Annotated in this window: 1 protein-coding gene; it reads right to left on the minus strand. The window is 39.4% G+C overall.

What is annotated here, in order from left to right; genetic code table 11:
• A partial coding sequence (locus D6856_RS15075; RefSeq protein WP_120687576.1) for an Rpn family recombination-promoting nuclease/putative transposase occupies positions 1-716 on the minus strand: 716 nt, incomplete at its 3' end.
• Positions 717-759: the final 43 nt, after the last annotated feature.

Consider the following 759-nt stretch of genomic DNA (forward strand, 5'->3'; position numbering starts at 1 on the left):
TCTCTGTAACGGCGTTGGCCTTCTAAGATTTCTTTTGCTTGATTGTCATAATTAAGTTCAAAGATCAATGTTCCGACCTCCTCTATATCAGGATGGTTCTTGGCTAGGGCTTTGAATTCTTCCCAGGTTGTCGCCTTAAAAAGTTCTGCCCAGTAGACAAGATTGTTATCGATATCTTCTTTTGTTGCTTTATCTGTGTGGTTTAATTGTAGCACATTTATCCCGAATTTATCAGTATATAGGCTGTGACTTTTGATATTTGTAAGACGGTACTTTGCATAGAATTCTTCTTCTGCGCCTTTTATAAGTTCCTGATCAGTGATGCAGAAGAGAGTAGTTGATTTGATTGAGGAATAATTCTCACTTTTTCCGATGTTGTCATACGCTCTGCATAGGTACAATATCGAGCGAGAAATCCAGTATTTGTCAGGATATACCTGAAGCTCGATGTTGAGAATCTCGTTGTCATTGAGAGTGAGCTTGATATCCATGATGGTCTCTTTTCCGGTGCTGTTAAGGTCTATGGGGTTGGTGACTAGCAGTTCTTTTACATCGGATGGGGAGATGCCCTTTAATGCACATACAAGGCCGGTTAAAGCTTTCTCGGATCTCTGCATTACGTAATGGAACATCATGTCACTCATGAGAGTGAATTCGATTTCTCCTGTTGCTGTTTCGTAAGTAAGTTTCTGTGTTGTTTCTTTTGAATTAGACATAAAGATAAGTCTCCTTATAAATAGAATTTGGCGAATCCGCCAT

Origin of the sequence: Butyrivibrio sp. XB500-5, from assembly GCF_003625505.1 — a bacterium.
GTDB lineage: Bacteria > Bacillota > Clostridia > Lachnospirales > Lachnospiraceae > Butyrivibrio.